Origin of the sequence: Herbaspirillum sp. C9C3 (genome assembly GCF_013359625.1) — a bacterium.
GTDB lineage: Bacteria > Pseudomonadota > Gammaproteobacteria > Burkholderiales > Burkholderiaceae_D > Herbaspirillum.
This window is the reverse complement of sequence record NZ_JABFMQ010000008.1, coordinates 77015-91898: the sequence shown is the minus strand read 5'-3', so window position 1 is coordinate 91898 and position 14884 is coordinate 77015. Positions and strand designations below refer to the sequence as shown.

Sequence of the window (14884 nt, the reverse complement as noted above, 5' to 3'; positions counted from 1 at the left end):
CATGAAGACTCTTTACTGGATGGGCGGCATCGTCGCCGCCGGCCTGCTGGTGGGCAGCGGTGTGCGCCTGCTGGCGCATGACGATGCCCGGGCGGCGCCGGTACCGGCCTCTGCCGGAGCATCCGCCACCGTCGCCGGTGGCCCGCTGGCAGGTGCCGTCCCGGCCGTGACTGCGCGCGCCGACAGTGGCAGCACCGTCGCCGGCGTAAGCGACGCCGCCAGCGGCCAATACAAGGTCGGTGACCACCTGCAGCAAAGCGCGGCCGTCACCGAAAAGCCCTATCAGGCCTCGGGCAAGATGGTCAACGGCTTCCAGGAGATCGCCTGGGAATCGCTCATCCCCAAGAACTGGGACCCGATGGCGCCCTTCAAGGGCCTGAAGCTGGACCAGATGACCGATGATGACCCGCGCGCCGATGCCGCGCTCTGGAAGGCCAAGAAATACTGGAAGGAGGCGCCCGTCGATCCATCCATGGAAGGCAAGCCGGTGCGCCTGCCCGGCTTCGTGGTCTCGCTGGACCGCGAAGGCGAGGCGCTCAAGGAATTCCTGCTGGTCCCCTACTTCGGCGCCTGCATCCACGTGCCGCCACCGCCGGCCAACCAGATCATTCACGTCAGGAGCGTCAAGGCCGTCAAGAACGTGCGCACCATGGATGCGGTATGGATCAGCGGCGTGCTCAAGGTAGAACGCTCGGATTCGTCCATGGGCGCCTCCAGCTACAGCATGAAGGCCGTCAGCGTCGAACCCTACAGCGCCCCCGACCAGGGCTGACGACCACACGGCGGCGTGCTCTGCTGCGCCGCCGCTTATCCCCAGTTTCCCCCAGTTGTCCCAGCCTGTTCCCAAGACCTGCCGCAGGCAGGTCTTATCCACATTTTACGGGGGCAAGCTTGTGGACAAGGCTTTGACAAGCCACCCAAACCCTTGATTCTTCTAGATTTTTCAACTCCGCTTCGGCAACGCGCAGAGTTGGGGCAGGCCGACTGCGATGAGGCTCGTCTCTGCATCGCGTCTGGCAACTTGCCCGGATATCCACATTTTTTGGGTGCAAGCCTGTGGAGAAGCACTGGGCAAGTCGGACAAGGCATTGATTGCAAAGGACTTTCCGCTGCCGCAGCAAGGCGCGGCAAAAAGGGGGCAGGCAGACACCCGGGAACGCCGCCTCAGGAGCGGCGACGATATCCACATTTTCTGGTGGCAAGCTTGTGGAGAAGCCCTTGACAATCCCATCAAGCCATTGATTTTAAACAACTTTTCAATATCGCAACAGAGTGAGGCAAGCAGCCCCCAAACCTGGCACCTCACCCCTTCGGACACGGGCCACGGAACATTTCGGCAGGATATCCACACTTTTTGGGAGCAAGCCTGTGGACAAGCACTTGAAAAGCCAGACAAGCCTTTGATTACAAAGGAAATTCACGCTCAGATGCAAAGTCGTGCACTTTGTTGGCGGGCCGGGTGGTCCGCCGCAAAGCCGCGCCCAGACTGGCCGAGCGCGGCGATATCCACATTTTTTGGTGGCAAGCCTGTGGAAAAGGCCTGGACAAGCCACTCAAGCCATTGATTCCAAACGATTTTATGTGAAGTAACAAGACGCAGGCAGGGCCCGGGATCATGCCGGCCTTGCCCGGATATCCACATATTCTGGTGGCAAGCCTGTGGAAAAGCGCTGGGTAAGCCATCCAAGTAATTGATTGCAAAGGGAATTCATCACCAGAGCAGCCGATGGGCAAGCGCCGTGCAAGGGAGGACGGAACGGAGGAAAAGCGATGGGCAGACTCCAGTCATGGAGCCTGCCCGGAAGGGAGGGACGCACCCCGCGCCGCGCACCGGCAAGCATGCACTTGCCGGGAAGGGAGGACCGCGACTTCCATCACGTGTGCGACCTGCCGGGTTACGACGCCACTGTCCGGCCTGGGCGTGAAGCATGAAGCAAGGAGAAACTGGCTGATCCGAAGAAAAAAACCTGCGATGCGCTCGCATCGCAGGCAACAACATCTGCACGGAGTCAGAGGAGACAGGCGCAAGTCTAGTGGCCGCGTATGACCTCCCCATGACAGTGCACAGGGAGATGAAGAAAAAGGACGAAGAGAAGAAAACCGGGAAACGGAAATGTCACGAAGCCGTCATAACGACGAACTATAGTGCGAAGCTTAGTGCGGTACATGCAACCGATATGTATGACCGCATGGTGTGTTGGACATCTGTCCAGCACACCCTCCTTTCGGAGGCGTCCGCCTCCATGACATTTCCCTCAAGAACTGGTTGAACGGTCTTACCAGACCCCATCAATGGCGGTGGCTTGCGACTTGATGCGCGAGACTTCGCCATCGCTGCCTTGCAGGGCCAGGTCGTCCGGCATCGCCTTGGGCGGCTTGCGGAACCATTCCAGGCACAGTTGCGAGAGATTGGTGAGGGCCTTCTTGGCCATGAACTGCTGCAGCAGTTCACGCGTGAGTTCGAGATTGGAGGCCAGGAAGAAATCCCCCGGCCGGACCAGCGCCTGCACGCCCGCGCTCATGCGCTGCAAGTCCTTCTGGAACATCTGGCGCGGCACCGGCAGCGGATGGCCGGCCGAGACCAGCAATTCCTGGAACAGCGGCGCCATGAAGTCCAGCACATAGCCGTCGCATTGCACCCAGGCATGGAAGGCGTCCTGATGGCTGGCCACGCTCTGGCCGTCTTCGCCCAGGGTGCCGAAGGACAGCGCACCACCGCCGTCTTCACGAATCAGGTAGAAGGCAGCGCCGGCCACGGGGAAGGCGTTGCGCTTGTAGAACTTCTTGAGGATCTGGGCGGCAGTGACGGAAAAGAAAAAACTGGCGGCCGGGATATCGGCTTCCACGCTGTGCAGGACGGAATGGATGACGCGGAAGATACGTTGATAATCGGCCAGGGGAATCAATGGGCGCAAATTCTGCGCGGAGGAATGTGAGCTTTGCATGGGCGCTATTTTCTCATGGAAAAGAACGGGCAAGCCGCTAAGCCGCTTCACGGGAATGCCGGACTGCGCAGTCCCGATGCGTGACGCGCTTTGGAACAAAAGCGGTTTCACGACTTGCCGTTCCACCCTCAAGAGATCTTTGCTGCTCAAACTCTGCTGCTACTGCTACTGCTACTGCTACTGCGATGCCGGAAGAACTACCCCTAGTCCCTGCAGCGGCACGACTTCACTTCCCCCCACCATCCCTCACCCCGGGCATTCAATCCTGCTTCTTCGGCTCCTGCATGAAACAGGTGCAATCGACATCGTGATACTGTGCGCAATGCTGCAGTGACGGGCGGGTCAGGCCGTTGTTGAACAGCGAACGGTCTTCCGCATCCACCGTCACGTAGCGCAGGGCCGAGGCCATCACCTGCTGGTCGCGCTGGTCGACGTCGTCCAGCGACACTTCCAGCCGGCCCCATTCCTTGTCGGTCTTGACGAAGAGGTACATCAGGACGGTACAGAAGACCAGATAGCTGATGAACATGAGGGTGATTTCACCCGGTACGGGTTCGGTAACGAAGGACATGGCTGGCTCCAATGGCAAGATACTTCGGCAAGGTCTTGCGTGCCAGTCACGACCCCACCGTGATGTCGGGAGTCCGGAGCACAGACCGTGTTTCATTGGTTCCCATGGTAGTAGCCCCGCTTGACTGCGAACATCGGGGAATTCCTGAGCACGCAACGCCACTTGCCAACTCGACAGCAGCCTGGGCTCGGGCTTTGTGGCGCATCAAGCGCTGCCATGCGCCGTGAAAGTTACGTGAATTTCAAGCCCGCGTGCTGCAGGGAAACAGCCTGAAAAAAACCCGCCAGGCTTGCGCGTGGCGGGTTCAGACTCGAATTGTCCAAGTCCAAGGACGTCTGAGGAGACACCCCCAATGTACCGGGCCATGCTCCTGCTGAAAACGAAGCATTCGTCATGCGCTTATGCTGTTGACGCATAAGCCGCCCGACGCCTCCTCTCAGCCGGCCTTGACGGGCAGCCAGCGCTCCACCAGCCGGGTCCAGAAGGCGGCTCCCACCGGGATATTGGCATCATTGAAATCGTAGCCTGCATTGTGCAGCATCGGCCGTCCCTGCCCGTTGCCCACGCGCAAGAAGCAGCCGGGCCTCTGCTGCAGGAAGTAGGCGAAGTCTTCGCTGCCGGCGATCGGACCGAAGGGGGCGATCACCTTGTCGGCGCCCACCAGTTCCTCGGCCACGCCGCGGGCAAACTCGGTCTCGGCCTCGCTGTTGACCAGCACCGGATAGCCGCGCAGATACTCGATCTCGGCACCGGCACCATAGCTTTCGGCATGCAGGGCCACCAGCGCGCGGATGCGCTCTTCCAGCAACGCGCGTACCTCGGGCTTGAAGGAGCGCACGCTCAACTCCAGCGTGGCGAATTCCGGAATCACGTTGGACGCCTTGCCCGCATGCAGGCTGCCCACCGTCACCACTGCGGTCTCCATGGGATCGACATTGCGCGAGACCACCGTCTGCAAGGCCATCACCAGGCTGGCGGCGACCACCACCGGATCGACCGACAGGTGCGGTCGCGCCGCATGGCTGCCGCGACCGACGATGCGGATCTTGACGGTATCGCAGGCCGCCATGAAGGGGCCGCTCCTGAACATGAAGGTCCCCGCCTCTACCCCCGGGTGATTGTGGATGCCGAAGACGGCATCGCAGGGGAAACGCTCGAAGAGACCATCGGCCAGCATCTTCTGCGCCCCGCTGTCAAAACCGGCTTCCTCGGCCGGCTGGAAGATCAGGTGCAGCGTGCCGTCGAAACGGCGCGTGCGCGCCAGGTGCTTGGCCGCGCCCAGCAACATCGCCGTATGGCCATCGTGGCCGCAGGCGTGCATGGCACCGGGCTTGACGCTGGACCAGGCCAGGCCGGTTTCCTCATGGATGGGCAAGGCATCCATGTCGGCGCGCAGGCCGATGCTGCGCGCACTGCTGCCGGCCCGCAGCGTGGCGACCAGGCCATTGCCGCCGATATGGCGGGTGACCGCGTAGCCCCATTCCTGCAGGCGCGCCGCCACCAGGGCAGCGGTATCGACTTCCTCGAAGGACAGTTCGGGATGCTGGTGCAGGTGGCGGCGGATGCCGGTGATTTCCTCGTGGATGTCATGCAGGTCGGCGACCTCGCAGAGCTCCTGCTCGTGGGGGTGACTCATCGTTTCTCCGTGGGGGATGTGCGTCGTGCCAGCACTTCGCGGCCCTGCTCGGCCAGGTCCCAGAACAGGCCCGCCATCAGTTGCAGCGACTCGCGCGACACGCTGGCCAGTATATGCTCGTTGGGCGCATGCTGTGAGCAGGCCGGATAGGAGTGCGGCACCCACAGCGTGGGCAGGCCCAGGGTTTCGGAGAAGACGTCATTGGGCAGCGAGCCGCCCAGGTTGGGCAGCAGCGTGGGCGTCTTGCCGGTGCTCTCCTGCAGCGAGGCCAGGCCCCAGCGTACCCATTCATCGTCCGGATCGAGCCGGGTGGCGGCGAACTGCACGCCCGACAGCGCCACCTGCACATCGTCATAACCCTGTTCATCCAGATGCGCGCGGATGTGTTCGATGAAATGCGCATCATCACTGCCGACCACGAAGCGAATCTGGCAATGCGCAGTGGCGCGTCCGGGAATGGCATTGACCGGGGCTTCCGGATTGCCGGTCTTGAAGGCCAGCACTTCCAGCGTGTTCCAGCCGAAGACACGTTCGGCCGGGGTCAGGTCGGGCTCGCCCCAGTCGGGATCGATCTCGGGATCGGTCGGACCGCCGCCCACCTTGACGCTGGCCAGCGCCTTGCGCACGCTCTGCGGCAGCGCCTCCGGCAGCAGCGCGGGGACGCGGATGGCGCCGCGCTCGTCGACCAGGCAGGCAATCGCATTGGCCAGACGCACGCCGGGGTTGCGCAGCAGGCCGCCCCAGTTGCCCGAGTGGTGGCCACCATCACGCAGATGGCAGGTCAGGTCGAAATTGCAGCCACCGCGCGAACCCAGGAACATGGTCGGGGTAGGCGCATTCACCCGCGGACCATCGGAGGCGATGAAGAGATCGGCCTTCAGGCGTTGCGCATGCTGGCGGCAGACTTCGTTGAGACCGGGCGAACCGGTCTCCTCGCCCATCTCCAGGATCAGCTTGACGTTGTAGCCCAACTGCCCGCCGCGCACCTTCATGACTTCTTCCAGCGCCGCCAGGTTGATGGTGTGCTGGGCCTTGTTGTCGGCGATGCCGCGCCCGTACCAGCGCTCGCCTTCGACCACGATCTCCCAGGGCGAGAGACCGGCGCGCCATTGGTTGTCATAGCCGCGCACCACATCGCCGTGGCCGTAGGTGAGCAAGGTGAAAGCCGCCCCCTCCTCGACGCGCTCGGCGATCAGGAAGGGGCTGCCGCCAGGCAGCGGATTGTCGATCACCTCGCAGACAAAGCCCAGTGTCTGCAGAGAAGGCATGATCTCCTGCTGCAGATAGTCGTAGAGGATGGGCAGGCTGGCCGCTTCCTGGCTTTCGGTACGGATGGCCACGCGGCGCTTCAGGGTTTCCATGAAACGGCCGTCGTCGAAATAAGCCTGTACGCCGGCAATGGCTTGTGCTCTGCTCATGCTGCTGCTCCTTGGTTTTTTTCAGATTCGTTCATGTTCTCAAGCGGCTACCGCCAGGGCCGGAATGCCCAGGCCCGGATCGGGCGTGAGCGCCGAGGCCAGCAGCATGCGGGTATAGGGATGCTGGGGATCGCTGAAGAGTTGTTCACGTGAGGCCAATTCCACGATGCTGCCCTTGTTCATCACGGCGACCCGGTCCACCAGATGCTCCACCACACCGAGGTCGTGGCTGATGAAGAGATAGGTCAGGCCGAATTCGGCCTTGAGGTCCAGCAGCAGGTTGAGAATCTGCGCCTGCACCGACACATCCAGCGCCGAGGTCGGTTCATCGCAGATGAGGATGTCGGGCCGCAGGATCAGTGCCCGCGCAATCGCCACCCGCTGGCGCTGACCGCCGGAGAGCTGGTTGGGATACTGCGTGTGCGTGCGTTCGGGCATGCCGACCAGATCGAGGATCTGCCTGACCTGGCGGCTGCGCTCGGCGGCACTGCCGATGCCGTGCAGCTTGAGCGGCAGGCCGACGATCTCGCCCACGGTCTTGCGCGGATTGAGCGAGGAATACGGGTCCTGGAAGATCGGCTGGATATGCCGCGCATGCTGGCGGCGCTCGGTCGGATCGACTTCCTGGCCGTTGATGAGCACATTGCCCGAGGTCGGTGCCAGCAGGCCCAGCAGCATCTTGGCCAGGGTGCTCTTGCCGCAGCCGGATTCGCCGACGAGACCGAGGGTTTCGCCACGATACAGACGCAGCGAAACGTCATCGACCGCCTTCAGTTGACCCGGTGCCTGGAACAAGCCGCGCTTGAGCGGATACACCTTGGTCAGCGCGCACAATTCGAGCGCGATATCGTCCAGCGGCGGCTGGGGATTCAGAGAGGCACTCATGCCGCCACCTCCAGTGCCGACACCGGCACATCGAGCTTGAAGCAGCGTGCCTCATGCGACAAACCGGGACTGCCCTGCTGCACCATCGGCGGGTCCTGTTCGCAGCCGCTGTCGGCCAGGGTGCAGCGATTGCGGAAGGCACAGCCGCTGACCTGCCCGACCAGGCTGGGCACCACCCCGGGAATGGCTTGCAGCCGGCTGCCCGGCAAGGTCTTGCCGCGCACCGGAATGCAGTTGAGCAAGCCGCGCGTGTAGGGATGGCGCGGCTGTGCAAAGAGTTGCGCCACACCGCTGGTCTCCACCACCTGCCCCGCATACATCACCGCAACCCGGTCGGCGATGCGCGAGACCACGCCGAGGTCATGCGTGATGAAGATGACGGCGGTGCCGAACTCCTGCTGCAGCTCGCGGATCATGCGCAGGATCTGCGCCTGGATGGTGACGTCCAGTGCGGTGGTGGGTTCGTCGGCGATGATGAGGTCGGGACTGCACATGAGCGACATGGCGATCATCACGCGCTGGCGCAGGCCGCCCGAGAGCTGGTGCGGATACTGGCGCAGGCGGTCTTCGGCGTTGCCGATGCCGGTCCGGTGCAGCAGGTAGAGTGCCCGCTCGCGCGCCTCGGCGCGCGTCACGCCGGGCTGCTGCAACATCGCCTCGCACAGCTGGTTACCCAGCGTATAGGCGGGATTGAGCGAGGTCATCGGCTCCTGGAAGATCATCGCCATGCGCTTGCCGCGCAACTGCATGCGCTGCCGTTCGCTCATGCCATTGAGGTCGGCACCATCGAAGAGGATGTGGTCGGCGCTGCATTGCGCCTTGCGCGGCAGCAGACCCATCAGGGCCAGCGAGGTCATGGACTTGCCGCAGCCGGACTCGCCGACCAGGCACAGCATCTCGCCACGGCTGACCTGGAAATCGATGCCGCGCACGGCATGCAGCATGCCGTTCTCGGTGGGCAGATCCACCTTCAGGTTCTTCACGTCCAGCAATACACTCATGGGGTTCTCCTTGCGTGACGGATCAGTTGCGGCCATCGGGTGCGTTGACATCGCGCAGGCCATCGCCGACCAGATTGATTGCCAGCACCAGCAGCGCCAGCGCCACACCTGGAATGACGATCACCCAGGGCTTGAAGAACATGTAGGTCTTGCCCTCGGCCACCATCAGGCCCCACGAGGGCGTGGGCGGCTGCACGCCCAGTCCCAGGAAGGACAGCGTGGCCTCCAGCAGGATGGCGTGGGCCATTTCGAGGGTGGCCACCACGATGAGCGCCCCCATGATGTTGGGCAGGATCTCGCGCACCAAGATGTAGGGTGTGGAGGCGCCGATGGCCTTGGCTGCCGCGATGAATTCGGCATCGCGCAACTGCTGTGTGGCCGAGCGCGTCACCACCGCGAAACGATCCCACAGCAGCAGCCCCAGCAGCACGATCACCACCTTGAGGGAACCGCCCACCAGCGAGGCCATGGCCAATGCCACCAGCACCACCGGCATGGCCAGCCGCGTGGTGATGAGATAGCTGATGACGGCATCGGTACGTCCGCCGAAGTAGCCTGCCAGCACGCCCAGCGTCGTGCCGATCAGCCCCGAGATCAGGGCCGCGGCAATACCGATGGTCAGTGACACGCGCGCACCGAAGATCAGGCGCGAGAGATAGTCGCGGCCCAGCTTGTCGGTGCCGAGGATGTGTTCCCAACTGCCCTGGGCCTGCCACACCGGCGGGATCAGGCGCGCGGTGACGTCCTGGTCGAAGGGATCGTGCGGCGCCAGCAACGGCGCAAAGATTGCCGCCAGCACGATCAGCGCCAGCACCAGTGCGCCCAGCATGAGGCCGCGATGGCCCAGCAGGCGGCGCAGCTTGCGGCGCCAGGCGGGCAAGGGCGGCAAGGCGGTCGTGAGCATGGGGGTGGCGGGCAAGGTAGAGGAGGTGGTTGCGCTCATGGGGTCTCCTGGCAGGATCAGCGGGTACGGATGCGCGGGTCCAGCAGCGCATTGATGACATCGGCCAGGAAGGTCAGCCCGATGTAGAACATGGCGATGATCAGCACGACCGCCTGCACCACCGGATAGTCGTTGCGCGAGATGGCATCCCACGCCAGCTGTCCCAGGCCCTGCATCGAGTAGACCGATTCGATGACCACCGAGCCGCCCAGCATGAAGCCCAGCTCCACGGCCGCCAGCGCCACCACCGGAATGACGGCGTTGCGCAGTGCATGCTTGAATACCACCCGCGCCCGGGAGAGTCCCTTGGCGCGCGCCGTGCGGATGTAGTCCGATCCCAGCACTTCGAGCATGCCCGAGCGCGTGAGCCGCATCATGGCCGGCATGGCGTAATAGCCCAGGGCCACGGCGGGCAGGACGAAGTGCTGCCAGCTGTCGTTGCCGGCCACCGGCAGCCAGTGCAGGGTCACGGCGAAGATCAGGATCAAGGTCAGCCCGAACCAGAAACTGGGCATGGCCTGGCCAACCACGGCGATGAGCAGCGCGGCGCGATCCAGCCAGGTATCCCGATAGAGCGCGGCCAGCACCCCTAGCGGAATGGCGGTCAGGATGGCCAGCAGCAAGGCGCTGCCACCGAGCTTGAAGGTGATGGGCAGGCGTTCGGAAATCATTTCCATCACCGGCCCCTGGAAGTAGAAGGACTTGCCGAAATCGAGCTGCACGGCACGTCCCAGCCAGTCGAAGTATTGCGTGGTCAGCGGACGGTCCAGACCGAACTGGGTGCGCACCGACTCGACCTGGGCGGCGGTGGCTTCCGGCCCGGCGATGGAGACTGCCAGGTCACCCGAAAGATGCAGCAGCGTGAAGCTGACGACGGACACCGTCAGGGCCACACACAAGGCGATGGCCAGGCGGCGCAGGAGATAGATCAACATGGCGGTCCTTCCTTGCGGAGACTGGGCGGACGATGTCAGGAACGGCGCACGCAGAGCGTGCGCCACCGGGCTTACTTCCAGGAAGCTTCGTAGAACCGCGGCAACTCGTCCGGATAACCCTGGAACTTCAGCTGCGAATTGAAGGCATAGAAGGTCGAGTAGGAAAACATCGGCGCCACGTACGCCTGTTTTGAGATCAGCTCCAGGGCCTTGCTGTAATTGGCCTTGCGCACCGCCGGATCGATCGAGGTATCGGCAACCTGAAGGAACTGCTGCAGTTGCGGATCCTTGGTGATGTCATCGGCGCCCCCCTTGAAGTAGACACCGGCAAAGGCCGAGGTATCGTTCATCGAGAACGAGCCCCAGGAATAGAAGCTCATGGGGGTCTTGCCGCTGCGGTATTCGGTCTGCAGGGCGGCGAACTTCATGTAATGCAGGCGGGCGCGGATGCCGACCTTGCGCAGGTCGCCGATGATGGCTTCGGCGACTTCCCGTTCGCGATAGGCATAGATGTCGGTATCAAAGCCGTTCGGATAGCCGGCTGCTGCCAGCAGTTCCTTGGCCTTGGCCGGGTTGTAGTCGTACTTGATGACGGCATTGCTGTCACAGCCGAACTGGGTACGGAAGCAGGCGGTGTAGACCGGCTGGCTGCCGCCACGCATCAGGTTGTCGGCATAGCCCTTGCGGTTGATGGCGTAATTGACCGCCTGGCGCACGCGCAGATCCTTGAAGGGTGAATTGGGCGCCGAGGTGCCGGTGGTATCCAAGGTGATGAAACCGACGCGCATGGTCTCGCCGCTTTGCACGGTCAGCTTGGGGTTGGTCTTGAGCGCATCGGCCTGGTCGGGCGGTACCCGCCAGATCCAGTCGATGGCACCGGTCATCAGTTGCGCGGCGCGGGTTTCCGGATCGGGAATGACCACGAACTTGATGTTGCCGATCGAAGGCTGGCCCTGCGGGCTGTCCTTGAAGTAGTTGGGGTTCTTGACCAGGGTCACGCCCTGCCCTGGCGTGACGCTGGTGACCTTGTAGGGACCGGTGCCGATGGGCGCCTTGGAGAAACCTTCCAGCCCGACCTTCTTGAAGTAGGCCGCCGGATAGATCGGCAGCGGACCGGCCAGGTATTCAAGCGCGGCAGGGAAAGGCCCCTTCAGGTTGATGCGGACCTGATAGTCGCCGAGCTTGTCGACGCTCTTGATCCAGTCGGTATTCTGCCGCGTGACCGCCTTGGATTCGGGCGAAACCACATAGTTGAAGGTGAACACCACATCGTCGGCGCTGAACTTGTCGCCGTTCTGGAATTGCACGCCCTGGCGCAGGTCCAGCACCAGCGCGGTGGGCGATTCCCATTTCCAGGAGGTCGCCAGTTGCGGCTTGTACTCGTTGGTCTTGGGATCGCGATAGATCAGCGTATCCCAGATCAGGTGCGCCAGGATCACGCCTTCGCGCAGGTTGTTGTGATACTGGCTGATGTTCTCGACTTCACTGTCGGAGGCATAGACCAGAGTGTCATTGGCCTTGTTGGCATGCGCAACCGAAGCGCCCAACGCCCCCGCCACCAGTACCGCGCAGCGCGACCAAGCCAAGAGAGATGTGTGTAGTGCGTTCATTCCTGCCCCTTCGTTCGAATAAGACAAATTGGAACCCATTTCATCAATAGGCGAGCCTGCCTGTTGATGAAATGGGTTCAAGAAAAACCGCGACATCGAGGGGCATACTAGGCTAGGATTTATCGATGCCACAATCATCAAATTTCTAAGCCTGCGTTGCCGATACCAGAACGCAAAAATGCTGCACCACAATGTGACCACCCTGGCAAAAGTCGCATCCCTGCTGGGTCGCGGGGCGTGGAGCAGGTGCAGCATCGCGGTGCGCCGGGATACTGGCGGTGCTGCACCAAAGGCGTGAAGCACGCACCAAATAAAGCGGGAAATTATTTGCCGGGGCCAGCGCCCTGGTCAGATCTGGTCAGACTGGAAGGAATCTCGGGATGAAATCACAGCAACTGCAAGACACTGCCTTGCGCTACTTCCTGGAAGTGGTGCGATGCGGTTCCATCAGCGAAGCATCGCAGCGTCTGAACGTGGCCAGCTCGGCCATCAGCCGCCAGATCAGCAGTCTTGAGGAAACGCTGGACACGATTTTGTTTGAGCGGCGTCCGCGCGGGATGGTGCTGTCGGCGGGCGGCGAGATGTTGGCTGCGCACGCGCGCAAGATGGCGCTGGAAGCCGACCGCGTGGTCGCCGACCTGCAGGCCTTGAAAGGCTTGCGCAGTGGACGCGTGCGGCTGTCGGCCTCGGAGGGTTTTGCGATCGATTTCCTGCCGCGGCTGATCAACGCCTTCCAGCAGCACTATCCGGGCTTCGTGTTCCAGCTGTTCGTGGGGGCGCCGGCGGTGGTGTCGCGCCAGGTCCGCGAGGGCAATGCCGATATCGGGCTGACCTTCGCACGTCTGCCGGAACCGGAAATCAAGGTAGTGCACCGCCAGCCCGGCCCGATTGCTCTGGTGATGCGCAACGAGCATCCGCTGGCGCGTTTCCGCCAGGTCTCGCTGGGCCAGCTCAAACCCTATCCCCTGGCTCTGCCCGACCCGACCACGACGCTGCGCCAGTTGTTCGACATCGCCTGCAGCCGTCAGCAGGTGGTGATCGAACCGGTCATGACCAGCAACTATATCCAGTCGCTGCACAACTATGTGCTGGACAACGATGCGCTCTCCATCACCGGCGACGTCACCGTGCGCTACCGCATCGAACGCGGCGAGCTGACCATGCGACCGATCCGCGATTGCCCTAATGACGGCCGCTTCGTGGAGGTGCAGACACTGGCAGGACGGACCTTGCCGCGCAGCGTGGAGATCTTCCTCGATTATCTGGTGGCTGAACTGAGCAAGGATTTGTGAGCGCTTGTCGCGGGCATCCAGCCCAGCCCGTTTGATGTCATGCCGAACAAACGGACGCTGCCGGCCCATGCGGATCAGTACCCGACCCGCTTCCGCCGGCGGCACACCGAGTCCTGCAAACGCCAAGCGGCCGCTACAAGTGCGGCCGCTTGGCGGGTTTCAAAGTGTCAGGGTTTCAGCGTATCAGTGCATGAATCATCAGAAACGCCAGCCTGCCTTGACTGCTGCAGACTTGTTGATGAAACCGCTGCGCCCTTCGGCATCGATGCGCAGAGAGATCTCTGCCGACTTCGGCAGCTTGAAGCGATAGCTCACGCCGCCCTTCAACAGCCAGGGTGAGTGCGCGGGGCCGGGCGTGGTGAAGGCCTGGCCGGGTGCCCCCGCGTAGGTGGCCACCAGATCGTCACGACCGTTGATGACATCGTAGCTGACCCCGAGGTAGCTGCTGATCTGCGACGATGACGTCAGGGTGTAGTTCAGTCGTGCACTGGTACCGAGCAAGAGTGCTTCGCTGCGCTTGCCCTGTACCGACAAGTTCAGCGCCCCTGCCCCGCTCTCGGCGTAGGACGGGCTTTGCAGCCGCGTATAGTCGATCTGCAGGGCAGGTGCCAGACTCATTGCTTCACTCAAGGGCAGCGTGAATGATACGTTTGCGCCCAAATGCGCATGCCAGCTGTGATAGTGGCTGGTGGCGATGCGGTTGAGACCACCGAAGCGCATCTCGCGCGACAGACGATTGCCGTTGCGGCCCAGGTCGGCCTGCCAGGTCAGTGCCAGTTCGCCCAGCGGGACGTTGCCGTAGAGGGCCAACATATTGGACTCGGTATGACTGCGGCTGCCGGCACCGGTGATGGCGGTGTTGCCGCTGGCCCGGGTGCTGGCGTAGGCGTACGACAGGCCGACGCGTCCGCGCTCCAGTTCCATTTCGGCGCCGGTGGCCATACCCCAGGTACTGGCGCTGAAACCGGGTTCACCGTTGCGGTCGTCCTGGTTGGTGCGCGACTCGAAGGGCATGAGCCAGACCTGACGATCGCGAGCCGCCTCGCCCGAAGACAGCCCGCTGCCCAGACCGGCACCACCGACATTGCCGGCCTCGTTGCGGGTAGCGATGACGCGATTGAGGGACGTCATGCTGCCCCGGATGGCGCTGGTGCCGACGTTGCTGGGCAAGGTCTGGCTGGCGGCGCGGCGCACGCTGCCAGCGTCAGGCAGCCGACCCAGCGCTGTGGCAACCTGAGCCATATCGCCACTGGACGGACGCAGGATCTGCTGGCCCAGCACCGGCGCAACCGGCGCTGCTGCAGCGGCGGCGAGGGTGATGGGTGATGGGCGGACGGCGGGCGCTGCTGGTGCTCCCTGTGCTCCCTGTGCTCCCTGTGCTCCCTGTGCTGCCTGTGCTCCCTGTGCTCCCTGTGCTGCCTGTGCTGCCGGATCTGCTGGAGCTGCTGGTGCAACCGGTACTCGCTGTGCTGCTGGTGGCTTCGGCATCACTGACGACGCCGGTGCGGCCGATGCAGATGATGCTGGCGCTGCCTGTGCTCCCTGTGCCGCCGGTGATTCCTGTGTCGCTGACGACGCCGGTGCGGCCGATGCTGGTGCTGCCTGCGCTCCCTGTGCTGCTGGTGGTGTCGGTGTCACTGACGATGCA

The 14884-nt window shown here is 63.1% G+C and carries 14 protein-coding genes; 4 read left to right on the top strand and 10 right to left on the bottom strand.

Translation table 11 applies throughout. The features are described from left to right. Position 1: 1 nt before the first annotated feature. Both HNO82_RS10225 and HNO82_RS10220 read left to right on the top strand, forming a co-directional pair. Positions 2-772, top strand: coding sequence for a DUF3299 domain-containing protein (locus tag HNO82_RS10225; RefSeq protein WP_175343636.1), 771 nt, complete (start codon positions 2-4; stop codon positions 770-772). 217 nt (positions 773-989) lie between these two features. Beyond that, the gene (locus tag HNO82_RS10220; RefSeq protein WP_175343635.1) at positions 990-1565 is read left to right on the top strand and encodes a hypothetical protein; all 576 of its coding nucleotides are present in this window, start codon (positions 990-992) and stop codon (positions 1563-1565) included. A gap of 711 nt (positions 1566-2276) precedes the next feature. On the opposite strand, the gene HNO82_RS10215 is transcribed toward HNO82_RS10220, so the two are convergent. The 9 genes from HNO82_RS10215 to HNO82_RS10175 form a co-directional block, all read right to left on the bottom strand. Next, entirely contained in the window at positions 2277-2945 is a 669-nt protein-coding gene (locus HNO82_RS10215; RefSeq protein ID WP_175343634.1) for a DUF2026 family protein, read from the bottom strand. A gap of 259 nt (positions 2946-3204) precedes the next feature. After that, complete coding sequence (locus HNO82_RS10210; protein ID WP_008330434.1) at positions 3205-3516, bottom strand: hypothetical protein; 312 nt, start codon at positions 3514-3516, stop codon at positions 3205-3207. Positions 3517-3952: 436 nt separating this feature from the next. Then, entirely contained in the window at positions 3953-5152 is a 1200-nt protein-coding gene (locus HNO82_RS10205) for a M20 aminoacylase family protein (protein ID WP_175343633.1), read from the bottom strand. Then, complete coding sequence (locus HNO82_RS10200) at positions 5149-6570, bottom strand: M20 family metallopeptidase (protein WP_175343632.1); 1422 nt, start codon at positions 6568-6570, stop codon at positions 5149-5151. Before HNO82_RS10200 ends, HNO82_RS10205 begins: the two co-directional genes overlap by 4 nt. Before the next feature lie 39 nt (positions 6571-6609). Continuing rightward, the gene (locus tag HNO82_RS10195) at positions 6610-7455 is read right to left on the bottom strand and encodes an ATP-binding cassette domain-containing protein (protein WP_175343631.1); all 846 of its coding nucleotides are present in this window, start codon (positions 7453-7455) and stop codon (positions 6610-6612) included. Next, positions 7452-8456: an ABC transporter ATP-binding protein gene (locus HNO82_RS10190; protein WP_008330451.1), complete on the bottom strand. Its 1005-nt coding sequence runs from the start codon at positions 8454-8456 to the stop codon at positions 7452-7454. The genes HNO82_RS10195 and HNO82_RS10190 overlap by 4 nt, the downstream gene beginning before the upstream one ends. Before the next feature lie 22 nt (positions 8457-8478). Beyond that, a complete protein-coding gene (locus tag HNO82_RS10185; RefSeq protein WP_175343630.1) occupies positions 8479-9399 on the bottom strand; it encodes an ABC transporter permease in 921 nt (306 codons plus the stop codon). A 17-nt stretch (positions 9400-9416) separates the two neighbouring features. Then, on the bottom strand, positions 9417-10334 hold the full coding sequence (locus HNO82_RS10180) for an ABC transporter permease (protein WP_008330456.1): 918 nt from the start codon (positions 10332-10334) through the stop codon (positions 9417-9419). 71 nt (positions 10335-10405) lie between these two features. Then, positions 10406-11944: an ABC transporter substrate-binding protein gene (locus tag HNO82_RS10175; RefSeq protein ID WP_175343629.1), complete on the bottom strand. Its 1539-nt coding sequence runs from the start codon at positions 11942-11944 to the stop codon at positions 10406-10408. A 380-nt stretch (positions 11945-12324) separates the two neighbouring features. Between HNO82_RS10175 and HNO82_RS10170 the strand changes: the two genes are divergently transcribed. Next, complete coding sequence (locus HNO82_RS10170; protein ID WP_175343628.1) at positions 12325-13236, top strand: LysR family transcriptional regulator; 912 nt, start codon at positions 12325-12327, stop codon at positions 13234-13236. A 198-nt stretch (positions 13237-13434) separates the two neighbouring features. On the opposite strand, the gene HNO82_RS10165 is transcribed toward HNO82_RS10170, so the two are convergent. Further along, entirely contained in the window at positions 13435-14478 is a 1044-nt protein-coding gene (locus HNO82_RS10165) for an autotransporter outer membrane beta-barrel domain-containing protein (RefSeq protein WP_217509872.1), read from the bottom strand. 179 nt (positions 14479-14657) lie between these two features. Between HNO82_RS10165 and HNO82_RS10160 the strand changes: the two genes are divergently transcribed. Then, positions 14658-14884: hypothetical protein (locus HNO82_RS10160; RefSeq protein ID WP_217509871.1), on the top strand; the 227-nt coding region annotated here is incomplete at its 3' end.